Origin of the sequence: Aeromonas oralensis, assembly GCF_049665575.1 — a bacterium.
In the GTDB taxonomy this organism is placed as follows: Bacteria; Pseudomonadota; Gammaproteobacteria; order Enterobacterales; family Aeromonadaceae; genus Aeromonas; species Aeromonas hydrophila.
The window spans coordinates 1,756,039-1,768,686 of sequence record NZ_CP187186.1 but is presented as its reverse complement, the minus strand read 5'-3'; the positions used below and the strand labels follow the sequence as shown (position 1 = coordinate 1,768,686).

Annotated in this window: 11 protein-coding genes and 1 pseudogene; 5 read left to right on the top strand and 7 right to left on the bottom strand. The window is 60.1% G+C overall.

What is annotated here, in order from left to right:
* The first annotated feature begins 59 nt into the window (after nucleotides 1–59).
* Both ubiU and ACPDZI_RS08445 read left to right on the top strand, forming a co-directional pair.
* A complete protein-coding gene (gene ubiU / locus ACPDZI_RS08450) occupies nucleotides 60–1,055 on the top strand; it encodes a ubiquinone anaerobic biosynthesis protein UbiU (RefSeq protein WP_017410222.1) in 996 nt (331 codons plus the stop codon).
* Nucleotides 1,056–1,067: 12 nt separating this feature from the next.
* A complete protein-coding gene (locus ACPDZI_RS08445; RefSeq protein WP_076359712.1) occupies nucleotides 1,068–1,940 on the top strand; it encodes a U32 family peptidase in 873 nt (290 codons plus the stop codon).
* 115 nt (nucleotides 1,941–2,055) lie between these two features.
* Here the strand turns inward: ACPDZI_RS08445 and nlpI are convergent, their stop codons facing one another.
* The 7 genes and pseudogenes from nlpI to queA all read right to left on the bottom strand — a co-directional run bounded on the left by nlpI (nucleotide 2,056) and on the right by queA (nucleotide 9,050).
* Nucleotides 2,056–3,003 (bottom strand): lipoprotein NlpI, encoded by a 948-nt coding sequence (nlpI, locus tag ACPDZI_RS08440; protein ID WP_280940144.1) that lies wholly within the window; start codon nucleotides 3,001–3,003, stop codon nucleotides 2,056–2,058.
* Between the two features lie 90 nt (nucleotides 3,004–3,093).
* Nucleotides 3,094–3,462 carry a rhodanese-like domain-containing protein gene (locus tag ACPDZI_RS08435; protein WP_011705627.1) on the bottom strand — a complete coding sequence of 123 codons (369 nt, stop codon included), beginning with the start codon at nucleotides 3,460–3,462 and terminating at the stop codon, nucleotides 3,094–3,096.
* Nucleotides 3,463–3,561: 99 nt separating this feature from the next.
* Nucleotides 3,562–4,508, bottom strand: a pseudogene (gene secF / locus ACPDZI_RS08430) (protein translocase subunit SecF).
* 9 nt (nucleotides 4,509–4,517) lie between these two features.
* The gene (gene secD / locus ACPDZI_RS08425; RefSeq protein WP_076359718.1) at nucleotides 4,518–6,371 is read right to left on the bottom strand and encodes a protein translocase subunit SecD; all 1,854 of its coding nucleotides are present in this window, start codon (nucleotides 6,369–6,371) and stop codon (nucleotides 4,518–4,520) included.
* A gap of 18 nt (nucleotides 6,372–6,389) precedes the next feature.
* Nucleotides 6,390–6,725: a preprotein translocase subunit YajC gene (yajC, locus tag ACPDZI_RS08420; RefSeq protein WP_011705624.1), complete on the bottom strand. Its 336-nt coding sequence runs from the start codon at nucleotides 6,723–6,725 to the stop codon at nucleotides 6,390–6,392.
* A 50-nt stretch (nucleotides 6,726–6,775) separates the two neighbouring features.
* Nucleotides 6,776–7,912, bottom strand: a complete 1,137-nt coding sequence (gene tgt, locus ACPDZI_RS08415; protein ID WP_016350389.1) for a tRNA guanosine(34) transglycosylase Tgt — start codon at nucleotides 7,910–7,912, stop codon at nucleotides 6,776–6,778.
* A 70-nt stretch (nucleotides 7,913–7,982) separates the two neighbouring features.
* Nucleotides 7,983–9,050, bottom strand: a complete 1,068-nt coding sequence (queA, locus tag ACPDZI_RS08410) for a tRNA preQ1(34) S-adenosylmethionine ribosyltransferase-isomerase QueA (protein ID WP_438834344.1) — start codon at nucleotides 9,048–9,050, stop codon at nucleotides 7,983–7,985.
* 212 nt (nucleotides 9,051–9,262) lie between these two features.
* On the opposite strand from queA, the gene ACPDZI_RS08405 reads away from it, so the two are divergent.
* The 3 genes from ACPDZI_RS08405 to ahpF all read left to right on the top strand — a co-directional run bounded on the left by ACPDZI_RS08405 (nucleotide 9,263) and on the right by ahpF (nucleotide 12,642).
* Nucleotides 9,263–9,709, top strand: coding sequence for a CBS domain-containing protein (locus ACPDZI_RS08405; protein WP_207136921.1), 447 nt, complete (start codon nucleotides 9,263–9,265; stop codon nucleotides 9,707–9,709).
* 660 nt (nucleotides 9,710–10,369) lie between these two features.
* A complete protein-coding gene (gene ahpC, locus ACPDZI_RS08400) occupies nucleotides 10,370–10,936 on the top strand; it encodes an alkyl hydroperoxide reductase subunit C (protein ID WP_011705621.1) in 567 nt (188 codons plus the stop codon).
* Nucleotides 10,937–11,061: 125 nt separating this feature from the next.
* The gene (gene ahpF / locus ACPDZI_RS08395; protein WP_323932532.1) at nucleotides 11,062–12,642 is read left to right on the top strand and encodes an alkyl hydroperoxide reductase subunit F; all 1,581 of its coding nucleotides are present in this window, start codon (nucleotides 11,062–11,064) and stop codon (nucleotides 12,640–12,642) included.
* Nucleotides 12,643–12,648 lie beyond the last annotated feature (6 nt).

The following is a 12,648-nucleotide window of genomic DNA, read 5'->3' as shown; positions in this document are numbered from 1 at the left end:
GACGCCGGTGAATACAATCGGGCCACTTTTGCATTTTTTGCCCTCTCGGAGCGTACCCGATGGAATTACTCTGTCCGGCAGGCAGTTTGCCGGCACTGAAAACAGCCGTGGATAACGGGGCCGATGCGGTCTATATCGGCTTCAAGGATGACACCAACGCCCGCCATTTCGCCGGGCTCAACTTCACCGACAGCAAGCTGGAGAAAGCGGTCGACTATGTGCACCAGCATGGCCGCAAACTCCACATCGCCATCAACACCTTCGCCCACCCGGGCTCCGATGCCCGCTGGCAGCAGGCGGTGGACAAGGGCGCCGCACTGGGTGCCGATGCCCTGATCATCGCCGACCTCGCCGTGCTCGACTATGCCAGCCGCCGCTACCCGGATCTGGAACTGCACGTCTCGGTGCAGGCCAGTGCCACTAACGCCGCCGCCATCCGTTTCTACCAACAGCACTTCAACGTCGGTCGGGTGGTGTTGCCGCGCGTCCTCTCCATGCATCAGGTGAGGCAGCTGGCCCGCGAGACTGACGTCGGCCTCGAGGTGTTCGCCTTCGGCAGCCTCTGCATCATGGCGGAGGGGCGCTGCTACCTCTCCTCCTACATGACCGGCGAGAGCCCCAATACCGTCGGCGCCTGCTCACCGGCCAAGTTCGTGCGCTGGGAGGAGACCCCGAGCGGCCTCGAGTCTCGCCTCAACGAGGTGCTGATCGACCGTTACGGCCCCGGGGAAAACGCCGGCTACCCGACCCTGTGCAAGGGCCGCTTCGAGGTGGATGGCCAGACCTACCACGCGCTGGAGGAGCCCACCAGCCTCAATACCCTTGGCCTGTTGCCCGAGCTGTTCCAGACCGGTATCCAGTCGGTCAAGATTGAAGGACGCCAACGCAGCCCCGCCTATGTGGAGCAGGTCACCCGGGTCTGGCGCGCCGCCATCGACGCCTATCAGGCCAATCCGGAAGCCTATCAGGTCAAGGCCGAGTGGGATGCCCAGCTCGCCCGCGTCTCCGAGGGGAGTCAGACCACCCTCGGTGCCTATCATCGCCAGTGGCAATAAGGAGCCCTGTTCATGAAATTCTCTCTCGGCCCCCTGCTCTTCTACTGGCCCAAGGCCGACACCCAGGGCTTCTATCAGGCGGCCGCCGCCAGCCAGGCCGACATCGTCTATCTGGGGGAAACCGTCTGCAGCAAGCGCCGCGAACTGAAAGTGGATGACTGGATTGCCCTCGCCCGTCAGGTGGCCGGCTCGGGCAAGCAGGCGGTGCTCTCCACGCTGGCGCTCATCTCCGCCCCCTCCGAGCTCAAGGAGGTCAAGCGGCTGGTCGACAACGGCGAGCTGATGATCGAGGCCAACGATCTGGGAGCGGTCCAGCTCGCCAGTGAAGCCGGGCTGCCGTTCGTCTGCGGCCCCGCCATCAACGCCTACAACGCCGACGTGCTGCGCATGCTGCTCAAACAGGGGATGCAGCGCTGGGTGATGCCGGTGGAGCTATCCCGCGACTGGCTGGTGCAGCTCAATCAGGATCTGGGCAGTGCCCGCCAGCAGTTCGAGGTGGAGGTGTTCGCCTACGGCCACCTGCCGCTCGCCTACTCGGCGCGCTGCTTCACCGCCCGCTCCCTCGACCGGCCGAAGGACAACTGCGAACTGGCCTGCATCGACTACCCCACCGGCCGGCTCGCCAGCAGCCGCGAGGGGCAGAAGGTGTTCAACCTCAACGGCATCCAGACCCAGTCCGGTTATTGCTATAACCTGGGCAACGATCTGGCCGGGATGGAAGGTCTGGTGGATGTGGTGCGCCTCTCCCCCGAGGGGCTGGACACCCTGATGATGCTGGAGCGCTTCAAGGCCAATGAACAAGGGCAGGCTCCCCTGCCCCTGCAGCAGGAGCGCGACTGCAACGGCTACTGGCGCCAGATCCCCGGCATGATGCTGGCCCAATGAGCCGGCGGTGTACCATCTGACGGGGGTAACTCACACCCTAGCATCACACCCGGACAGCAAAAAGGCCTCGCAATGAGGCCTTTTCTACATCATTCAAACCGGCAACAGGGCAAGCTCAGGATGCCTGCTTGCTGCTCTTGCCCTGGGCACTCTGGGCACCGGGCGGCAGGGGTTTGCGCGCCATCAGCTCCAGTTCGAGCAGGGCATATCTGTGCTCGATGAAGTCATACACGTTGTTGGCGAGCGCCAGCTTGAAGTAGCTGATGGCTTCCTTGCGGTTGCCCTTGGCCAGTTCAAACTTGCCGAGGTAGAAGTAGGTTTCGCACAGGCGCTCGGCGAGCTCCCGGTTGTCCTTCACCCCTTTCACCACATTGCCCATCAACTGGGTGGCATTGAGTTCGCCGGTATAGAGGCGCACCAGATCCCAGTTCCAGGCATCGTCATCGTACTTGTTGAGCCGCTCGCGCATCCGGCTCATGGCGGCCGGTGCATTGAGCTTCTGTTCGGCCAGATAGAGCCAGATCACCCGGTAGGGATCTTCCGGCTGCGCCTCGTAGAAGCGCTTCATATCGGCCGCGGCCAGCTCGGGACGATTGCCGTAATAGAGCGCAATGCCACGGTTCAGGTAGGCATAGTCATAATCGGGAGCCAGCTCGAGGGCGGAATCAAATGCCTCGTAGGCCTCGTCATAATTCTGCTGCTGCACCAGATAGACACCGATGAAGTTATAGGCTTCGGCAAAATCCGGCTTCTCCCGCAGAGCGCGGTTGAAATCCAGCCGCGCCAGGGAGCGCAAGCCTACCCGGTCAAACACGACAGCACGCTCATAAAACAGTTCAGCCCGTTGCTCCGTGGTCAATTCCATCTCACTGAGCATCTGCCCGAGTCGCGCCAACGCCAACTCGCTCTGGTAAGAGACCTGCAGGGGGGTCGCCAATACCAGTGAAGCGGGTTGCGGCTTGGGAACTTGAGGCGCTTCAACCTGACTGCTACTGCTGCAACCCCACATGGGGAGCAGCAACAGGATACCAAGGAGGTATCCAATCCCTTTCCTGACGTTCAATGAACACTCCGACGCTTACGCTTGACCCGGCATATGGTAAAGGTCAGCCGACACTTTGTCATGTGGCTGAGCCTCTCTCCCTCAAATAAATCAGGATTCGACAGGGTATCCGGCATCACACCAGCCCCGAAAGCCACCATCGACGCTGACCACCCGGCCGTAGCCCATCTTCTGCAGGTTCTCCGCCACCAAAATGGAGCGAAATCCCCCACCACAATAGAGGTAGAGCTCGGTGTCGGGATCCGGGTAACGGGTTTCGATGTCCCGCTCGATCACCCCGCGACCGAGGTAGGTTGCCCCCGGCAGATGGCCCCTGGCCCACTCGCTCTCTTCCCGCACGTCGACCAGGTGAAAGGTACGCCCCTCATCCTGCCAGCGTTTGATCTGGTGCACGTCGGTCTCCCTCACATGGGGACGAATGGCCTCTACCAGTGCCAGAAAACGGGGATTGTGTTGCATGGCTTGCTCCTTGCCTGTTGGCCAACAGCCGTGGGTGAAACCGTCATAATGACTCACCCGGACGATAAGAGAAAGGGCGCCTCGCGGCGCCCTTGTCATTTACGGCAGGATCTCTTGCTGATCCGCGCCCTCTTTTTCCACCTGGGTCGGCAGCATGTGCTCCCGCTTGACCCCGAAGAACATGGCAAACGAGCTAGCCACATAGATGGAGGAGTAGGTACCGAAGGCGACACCGATCACCATGGCCACCGAGAAACCGTGGATCAGCGGACCGCCCTTGAGCAGCAGCGCCAGCACCACCACGAAGGTCAAGCCTGAGGTGATGATGGTCCGGCTCAGGGTCTCGGTCATGGAGAGATCCAGGATGTACTCGGTATCCCCCTTGCGCACCTTGCGAAAGTTCTCCCGCAACCGGTCGAACACTACGATGGTGTCGTTCAGGGAGTAACCCACCAGGGTCATCAATGCCGCCAGCACGGTCAGGTCGAACTCGTACTGGAAGTAGGCAAAGACGCCGAGGGTGATCACCACGTCGTGCACCAGGGAGAGAATCCCCCCATGGCCAGACGCCATTCGAAGCGCACCGCCACGTAGATCAGGATACAGATGATGGAGGCCAGCATGGCCAGCGCACCGTCGGTCGCCAGCTCGTCACCCACCGAAGGGCCGACGAACTCGACGCGCTTGAGCACGGCCGCAGGATCGATCAGCTTGGCCGCAGCCAGCACCTCGTTGCCCTGCTGCTCCACCTTGACCCCCTCTTTCGGGGTCAGGCGGAACAGTACGTCACGGCTGGAACCGAAGTGTTGCAGGGTCGCCCCTTCAATCTTCTGCTCATCCAGCACCTGGTGCACCTTGTCCAGGCTCACCGACTGCTGGAACCCCACCTCGATGGTGGTACCGCCGGTGAAGTCCAGGCCCCAGTTCAGGCCCCGGTCGAACAGGAAGAACAGGGAGATCACCATCAGCAGGGTAGAGAAGACCACACCCGGCTTGGCATAGCGCATGAAGGGAATGGGCTTTTCAAAATGTAGAATCTGAAACATGTCTCTTCCTTAGATCGGCAGCTTGTCGAGGCGCCGTCCACCCCAGGCCAGGTTGATGATGGCGCGGGATACCGTGATGGCGGTAAACATGGAAGCACTCAGACCAATCCCCAGCGTCAGGGCGAAGCCCTTGATGGCGCCGGTACCGATACCGAACAGGATCACACAGGTGATGAGCGAGGTGACGTTGGAGTCGGCAATGGTCGAGAATGCCCGATCAAAGCCCAGATGAATGGCCTGCTGCACCCCGCGACCGTTGCGGATCTCTTCACGAATACGCTCGTAGATCAGCACGTTGGCATCCACCGCCATACCCAGCGTCAAGACGATACCGGCGATGCCCGGCAGGGTCATGGTGGCCCCCGGGATCATTGACATGATACCGACGATCAGCACCAGGTTCATGGTGAGGGCGATGTTGGCCACCCAGCCGAACGCACGGTAGTAGATCCCCATGAACAGCACGATCACCAGCATGGCCCAGCCGATGGCTTCCATACCGCTGTCGATGTTCTGCTGACCCAGGCTCGGGCCTATGGTGCGCTCTTCCACGATCTGGATCGGGGCGATCAGCGCACCGGCACGCAGCAGCAGCGCCAGGTTGTGGGCTTCGTTGGCGTTGTCGATGCCGGTGATGCGGAACTGGCTGCCAAGGCGCGACTGGATGGTGGCGACGTTGATCACCTCCTCCTGCTTGCGGAACTTGCGCTTGCCGTCCGGACCAGGCTGACCGACCGGCTTGTACTCGATAAAGACGGTCGCCATCCCTTTACCAACGTTGTCCTTGGTAAAGTTGGCCATCTTGTTGCCACCCTGGCCATCAAGCTTGATGTTGACCTGGGGACGGCTGTATTCGTCGAAACCGGACTGGGCACCCACGATGTGGTCACCGGTCAGGATGATGCGCTTTTGCAGCACCACCGGACGTCCGTTGCGATCGTTGTAGACCTTGGAGCTCGGCGGCACCCGGCCATCGGCCGCGGCCTGGATGTCGGCAGTCTCATCGACCATGTGGAATTCCAGGGTCGCGGTCGCGCCCAGGATCTCCTTGGCACGGGCGGTGTCCTGGATACCGGGCAGTTCCACCACGATGCGCTCGGCACCCTGCTGTTGTACCAGCGGCTCGGCCACGCCCAGCTCGTTCACCCGGTTGCGGATGATGGTGATGTTCTGCTCAAGGGCGTACTTCTTCACTTCCTTGATCTTGGCTTCACTCAAGGAGGCCAGCAGGACGAACTCGTCCCCCTTCTGCTCGGTGGTGAAGACGAGATCCGGGTTCTGACGACGCAGGTGAGAGATGGCTTTGGCCTGATCGGCCTCGTCACGGAACAGCACCTGTACCTGATCACCGGCCCGGCGCACGCCAGAATAACGGATCTTCTGGGTACGCAGCTCGGAACGGAAATCCTGCACCATCTGCTCTTGCTGCTTGGTCAGCGCCTCGGCCATGTCCACTTCCATCAGGAAGTGCACACCGCCGCGCAGGTCCAGACCCAGCTTGAGCGGGTTGGCACCGATGGCTTCGAGCCAGGCAGGCGTGGAAGGCGCCAGGTTGAGAGCGGTAATGAAGTTGTCGCCCAGCTTGTTGGCGACGATGTCACGCGCCTTGAGCTGCTCTTCGGTATTTTTGAAACGAACCAGGATGAAGCCGTGCTCGAACGCCGCATGCTTGACCGGGATCTGAGCCGCATCGAGCGTCTCCTTCACCAGGTCAAGGGTGTCCAGCTTGACTTCGGCCCCCCGGCTGGCAGAGATCTGCAAGGCCGGGTCTTCGCCGTAAAGATTGGGGGCTGCATATAGAAAACCGATGGCGATCACCACGACCACCATCAGGTATTTCCACAGCGGATAGCGATTTAACACGCTGTGCTCCTCGGGAGATTAGAGGGACTGGATAGAACCCTTGGGCAGAACGGCAGAGACGAAGTCACGTTTGATGGTGACCTGGGTCTGATCGTTCAGGGCCAGCACCAGGTATTCGCTGTCGGCGGATACTTTGGCGATCTTGCCGACCAGGCCACCGGAAGTGAGTACTTCGTCACCCTTGGAGAGGGAGCTCATCAGGTTGCGGTGATCTTTGGCGCGCTTGGCCTGGGGGCGATAGATCATGAAGTAGAAGATGAGGCCGAATACGGCCAGCATGATGATCATTTCCATGCCACCACCCTGTGCACCCGGAACTGCGCCTTCTGCATACGCCTTGGAGATAATGCTCATTTAACAACCTCTTATTGATGTAGATTTGAAAACTAGCTTATATATCGTTGTTATTTCACGTCATTTTCAGCTAACGGAGGCACGGGCTTCCCTTGCCGACGGTAAAACTCAGTTACAAAGTCGTCTAATTTACCCTGCTCGATCGCGTCCCGCAAACCCTGCATCACACGCTGGTAATAACGCAGGTTGTGAATGGTGTTCAGACGGGCACCGAGGATCTCGTTGCACTTGTCCAGATGGTACAAATAACTGCGGGTGTAGTTCTTGCAGGTGTAGCAATCGCAGTCGGCATCCAGGGTGCTGGTGTCCTCGCGATACTTGGCGTTGCGGATCTTGACCACCCCGTCGGTGGTGAACAGGTGGCCGTTGCGGGCGTTGCGGGTCGGCATCACGCAGTCGAACATGTCGATACCGCGGCGCACCCCTTCCACCAGATCTTCCGGCTTGCCCACGCCCATCAGGTAGCGCGGCTTGTCGGCCGGGATTTTCGGGCAGACGTGCTCGAGGATGCGATGCATGTCCTCTTTCGGCTCACCCACCGCCAGACCACCGACCGCGTAACCGTCAAAACCGATCTCCAAGAGACCTTCCAGCGACACATCCCGCAGATCTTCGTACACGGAACCCTGGATGATGCCGAACAGGGCGTTCTTGTTGCCGAGCGCATCGAACTTGTCGCGCGAACGCTTGCCCCAGCGCAGGGACATCTCCATGGACTTGCGCGCCTCTTCGTAAGTGGCCGGGTACGGCGTGCACTCGTCGAAGATCATCACGATGTCGGAGCCCAGATCGTACTGGATCTCCATGGATTTCTCGGGGTCGAGGAAGATCTTCTCGCCGTTGATGGGGTGACGGAAGTGCACCCCCGCTTCGGTGATCTTGCGAATGTGTCCCAGGCTGAACACCTGGAAACCACCGGAGTCGGTCAGGATCGGGCCCTGCCAGTTCATGAAATCATGCAGATCGCCGTGGGCGCGCATCACTTCCTGCCCCGGCCGCAGCCAGAGGTGGAAGGTGTTGCCGAGCAGGATCTGGGCACCGGTCTCACGCACCTCTTCCGGGGTCATCCCCTTGACGGTGCCGTAGGTGCCGACCGGCATAAAGGCCGGGGTCTGCACGGTGCCGCGCTCGAATACCAGCTGGCCGCGACGGGCACGGCCGTCAGTGGTTTTCAGTTCAAATTTCATTGCTACCTCGTTGCGTCAGAGAAACAGTCTGACAGTAGGGGGCCCGAGGGCCCGGTATAAAGGGTGTGGCTTATGCCTGCGCCCGGCGACGGGTGACGAACATGGCGTCCCCGTAGCTGAAGAAACGGTACTGCTCGGCCACGGCCGCCTGGTAGGCCGCCATCACGTTGTCGTAGCCTGCAAAGGCGCTGACCAGCATGATCAGGGTCGACTCCGGCAGATGGAAGTTGGTGACCATGGCATCGACCACCTGGAACTGGTAACCGGGGAAGATGAAGATGTCGGTGTCGCTGAAGAACGGCGCCAGCGGCTTGCCCTGGGCCAGGCTCACCTTGGCCGCGCTCTCGAGCGATCGCACCGAGGTGGTCCCCACCGCAATCACCCGGCCACCGCGGGCGCGCGTCGCGGCGATGGCGTCCACCACCTCCTGCGGCACCTCGGCATACTCCGAGTGCATGTGGTGATCTTCAATCTTGTCCACCCGCACCGGCTGGAAGGTGCCCGCCCCGACGTGCAGGGTGACGAACGCCGTTTCCACCCCCTTGGCACGGATCTTCTCGAGCAGCGGCTCGTCGAAGTGCAGGCCGGCAGTCGGCGCCGCTACGGCACCCGGCTTCTGGTTGTAGACGGTCTGGTAGCGCTCCTTGTCGGCATCCTCGTCGGGACGGTCGATGTAAGGAGGCAGCGGCATGTGGCCGATGGCTTCCAGGATCTCCAGCACGGGGCGAGGGTCGAGGAAATGGATCTCGAACAGGGCATCGTGACGGGCACGCATCTCGGCTTCGACTTTCTCGCCGTCGGCCCCGCCATCCAGAATGAGCCGGGTACCGGGCTTGGGCGATTTGGAAGAGCGCACATGAGCCAGCACGCTGTGCTCGTCCAGCATCCGCTCCACCAGCACCTCCAGCTTGCCGCCGCTGGCCTTCTGGCCAAACATGCGCGCCGGAATGACACGGGTGTTGTTGAACACCAGCAGATCGCCGGGGTTGAGCTGGTCCAGCACATCCACAAATTGACCGTGGCACAGTGCGCCAGTTTGACCATCGAGCTGCAACAGACGACTGGCGGTACGTTCCGTCATGGGATAGCGGGCAATCAGCTCGTCTGGCAGATCAAAATGAAAATCGGATACTTGCATCTTTCACCTCGGGGGGAATCGGCGGCTAGTCTAGTTATCCCCTTCTTCCAAGGCAACCCAAAAGACCAAAAACCCAAGGGAGACAAGGGATAGCGAGCAATTATGTGAAGCAGGGCCGGTTAAAAAACCTTTAAGGTTTTGTATTGACCCTGATCATGTTTTACCGAGGGGGGCTGGGCTAGGGTGAAAGCAGATACACAAGGAGGCCCACCATGATGACCCTATCCGAGATCATGACTGAACACCCCTTCACCCTGGGTCCGGAAAACAGCGTCAAACAGGCGATGGATCTGATGCAGCAGGAGCGGATCCGCCACATCCCCATCGTTGACGAACAGCATCATCTGCTGGGCCTGGTCACCCTCTCCGACATCCTGGCCACCCGCGAGTCCAAACTGCTGCTGATCAATCCGGAGCGGGAGGCGGAGTTCACCGACAGCGTGCAGCTCGACGAGATCATGACCCGCCAGGTGGCCAGCGTGGATCCCCACGCCGGCATCAAGGAGGCGGCGCTCTACCTGCAACGACACAGATACGGCTGCCTGCCGGTACTCAAAGGGCGCAAGTTGATCGGCATCGTCACCGAGTCGGACTTCATTGCCGTCGCCATCAACCTGCTGGAACTGATGGAGGAGCAGGAGCCGCCTGGCGAATTTTGATCTTGATTTCATGTAATAAAATTACAATAAAAGCGTTTTCAGCGTACTTGATCGGCAAAAAAGCTGAAACCCTTTCATTTTGATTGAAAAATTACACCACAACCTTGCTTTGTGATCTGCATCACACTATCATGACCGTCATGCAATAGTTGCCGAGCGGAAGACGAGGGATTGTGCACCCGTCCTCTTCCTCTCATATGTCTGCAAGTTTGCACACCCCGTAGTTAGTCTTTGCTGTAAAGCTTTTGTTTATATAGCCATTCCTTGTTTGATGACCCGGCCTTGTCCTTGCGACGACGCCGGGATTTTTTTATCCGCGTATTTTCCCTCCCCTCGCCCCCGTGCGTACCGGTGCCTGCACATCGCAAGGCGGCAACCCCCACTTCTCTGCGGTTGGCAGACTGCCACCCGCCCCCTTGAAAAGCCGAAGCCGCGCACAGATGTTGAACCTCGACAAGGAGTTATCCCGGCATGCCGGTGATATTCATGTTAGGTACAGCAGCCATGGTTTATCTAATAAGTAGATTTAAGTGATTCAAAAATGCGGCTTTGATCGATTAGGAAAAGTCCCTATGATGAATCCATCGAAAGTTAAACGCCTCGTCCGGCACGACTCTTCAAACCCAGACAGGCATATGTACATCACCAAGGAGCAAATACATGTCTACCTACATCAACACTGAAATCAAGCCGTTCAACGCCACCGCCTACCACAATGGCAAATTCGTTCAGGTGTCTGACGCTGACCTGAAAGGCAAGTGGTCCGTGGTGTTCTTCTACCCGGCTGACTTCACCTTCGTCTGCCCGACCGAGCTGGGTGACCTGGCTGACAACTACGCCGAATTCCAGAAGCTGGGCGTCGAGATCTACTCCGTCTCCACCGACACCCACTTCACTCACAAGGCCTGGCACGACACTTCTGACACCATCCAGAAGATCCAGTACCCGATGATCGGCGACCCGACCGGCACCATCACCCGCAACTTCGGCGTGATGATCGAAGAAGCCGGTCTGGCTGACCGCGGTACCTTCGTCATCGACCCGCAAGGCATCATCCAGATCGTTGAAATCAACGCCGGCGGTATCGGTCGTGACGCACTGGAACTGCTGCGCAAGGTCAAAGCTGCCCAGTACGTTGCCGCTCACCCGGGTGAAGTGTGCCCGGCCAAGTGGAAAGAAGGCGACGCCACCCTGGCCCCGTCCCTGGATCTGGTAGGCAAAATCTAAGCCTCCCCGCTCTGAAGACCGGCCCATTCAAGGGCCGGTTTTATTTACGGACCTCAGAAAAGGCGCCGGTCTGCTTACCGGCTTACATTTCGCGCCGACCCGCAATCACAAGAAGGAATTCGAAGATGTTGGATACCAACCTCAAACAACAGCTGAACACCTATCTGCAGTACATCGTCAATCCCATCGAGATCAGCGTGTCCGGCAACGACAGCGACAAATCCGCAGAACTGCTGGCCTTGGCCGGCGAGATCGCAGAGATGTCCCCCAAGATTACCCAGACCTCTGGCACCAATGCCCGCAAGCCTTCCATGAGCGTCGCGCCGAAGGGCCAGGCCCCGCGCGTTCATTTTGCCGGTATCCCCATGGGTCATGAATTTACCTCGCTGGTGCTCGCCCTGCTGCAAAGCGGCGGTCACCCCTCCAAGGCCGATGCGGCCGTGCAGGAGCAGATCCGCAATCTCAAGGGTGAGTTCCACTTCGAGACTTACATTTCGCTCTCCTGCCACAACTGCCCGGACGTGGTGCAGGCCCTCAACCTGATGGCGACCCTGAACCCCGGCATCACCCACACCATGATCGACGGAGCCCTGTTCCAGGAAGAGGTCGCTGAACGTCAAATCATGGCAGTACCGAACGTCTACCTGAACGGTCAACCGTTCAGCCAGGGCCGCATTTCGCTGGAAGAGATCGTCGCCAAACTCGACACCGGTGCCGCCGAGCGCAAAGCCGCCGAGCTGAATGAGAAAGATCCCTACGACGTGCTGGTCGTCGGTGGTGGCCCGGCTGGCGCCGCCGCCGCCATCTATGCAGCTCGTAAAGGCATTCGCACCGCCATCGTTGCCGAGCGTTTCGGTGGCCAGGTGATGGACACCGTCGGCATCGAGAACTTCATCTCCGTGCCCTACACCGAAGGCCCCAAGCTGGCCGCGAGCCTGGAGCAGCACGTCAAGCAGTACGGCGTGGAAGTGATCACCGAGCAGCGCGCTGCCGCCATCAGCAAGGATGGCTACGTCAACGTGGATCTCGCCTCTGGCGCCACCTTGAAGAGCCGCGCCGTGATCCTGGCGACCGGTGCCCGCTGGCGCGACCTGAACGTGCCGGGCGAGCTCGAGTACCGCACCAAGGGCGTGGCCTACTGCCCGCACTGTGATGGCCCCTTCTTCAAGGGCAAGCGGGTTGCGGTGATAGGTGGCGGTAACTCCGGTATCGAGGCGGCCATCGATCTGGCTGGCATCGTCGAGCACGTCACCGTGGTGGAGTTTGCCGATACCCTGCGTGCCGACGAGGTGCTGCAGAAGAAGGCCCGCTCCATGGGCAACATCGACATCATCATGAGCGCCCGCACCACCGAAGTGATCGGTGATGGCAGCAAGGTGGTGGGCATGGATTACGAGGATCGCACCACCGGCGAGATCAAGCATCTGGCCGTAGCCGGCATCTTCGTCCAGATCGGTCTGGTACCGAACACCGAGTTCCTCAAGGAGAGCGAAGTGGCCCTGACCCGCTTTGGCGAGATCGAGATCGACACCAAGGGCGCCACCTCCCTGCCCGGCGTCTACGCCGCAGGGGACGCCACCACGGTGCCGTTCAAGCAGATCATCATCTCCATGGGCGCAGGGGCGACCGCCGCACTGGGAGCGTTTGATTACCTCATTCGCAATCCGGCGCCGGAAGCGACCAAAGCTGACGCCGTCACCGCCTGATAGCGA

Bases quoted from the DNA above. Each gene is read 5' to 3' on its own strand.
- ACPDZI_RS08445 (WP_076359712.1), top strand. From the start codon at position 1,068: ATGAAATTCTCTCTCGGCCCCCTGCTCTTCTACTGGCCCAAGGCCGAC.
- yajC (WP_011705624.1), bottom strand. From the start codon at position 6,725: ATGAGCATTATCTCCAAGGCGTATGCAGAAGGCGCAGTTCCGGGTGCA.
- ACPDZI_RS08435 (WP_011705627.1), bottom strand. From the start codon at position 3,462: ATGCAACACAATCCCCGTTTTCTGGCACTGGTAGAGGCCATTCGTCCC.
- ahpF (WP_323932532.1), top strand. From the start codon at position 11,062: ATGTTGGATACCAACCTCAAACAACAGCTGAACACCTATCTGCAGTAC.
- queA (WP_438834344.1), bottom strand. From the start codon at position 9,050: ATGCAAGTATCCGATTTTCATTTTGATCTGCCAGACGAGCTGATTGCC.
- ACPDZI_RS08405 (WP_207136921.1), top strand. From the start codon at position 9,263: ATGATGACCCTATCCGAGATCATGACTGAACACCCCTTCACCCTGGGT.
- tgt (WP_016350389.1), bottom strand. From the start codon at position 7,912: ATGAAATTTGAACTGAAAACCACTGACGGCCGTGCCCGTCGCGGCCAG.
- ahpC (WP_011705621.1), top strand. From the start codon at position 10,370: ATGTCTACCTACATCAACACTGAAATCAAGCCGTTCAACGCCACCGCC.
- ubiU (WP_017410222.1), top strand. From the start codon at position 60: ATGGAATTACTCTGTCCGGCAGGCAGTTTGCCGGCACTGAAAACAGCC.